The sequence below is a fragment of the Escherichia sp. Lx600-2 genome (genome assembly GCF_036662595.1).
GTDB lineage: Bacteria > Pseudomonadota > Gammaproteobacteria > Enterobacterales > Enterobacteriaceae > Escherichia > Escherichia coli.
Map to the genome: position 1 here is coordinate 1 of NZ_JAYQWM010000276.1, position 257 is coordinate 257.

Below are 257 nucleotides of genomic sequence, written 5' to 3' on the forward strand. Positions count from 1 at the left end.
CCGAGCGGCCAAAGGGAGCAGACTGTAAATCTGCCGTCATCGACTTCGAAGGTTCGAATCCTTCCCCCACCACCATCACTTTCAAAAGTCCCTGAACTCTCAAACGAATCCGTAATTAAATATTCTGCCCAAGCGGGGAAGGATGAGAAGCTTCGACCAAGGTTCGACTTGAGCGCCAGCGAGAGAGCGTTGCCGCAGGCAACGACCCGAAGGGCGAAGCGCGCAGCGCTGAGTAATCCTTCCCCCACCACCATCAC

At 55.6% G+C, this 257-nt stretch carries 1 other RNA gene; it reads left to right on the top strand.

Annotated elements, in window-relative coordinates:
- Positions 1 to 121: 121 nt before the first annotated feature.
- Positions 122 to 253, top strand: a non-coding RNA gene (locus OQV04_RS24970) — RtT sRNA.
- Positions 254 to 257: the final 4 nt, after the last annotated feature.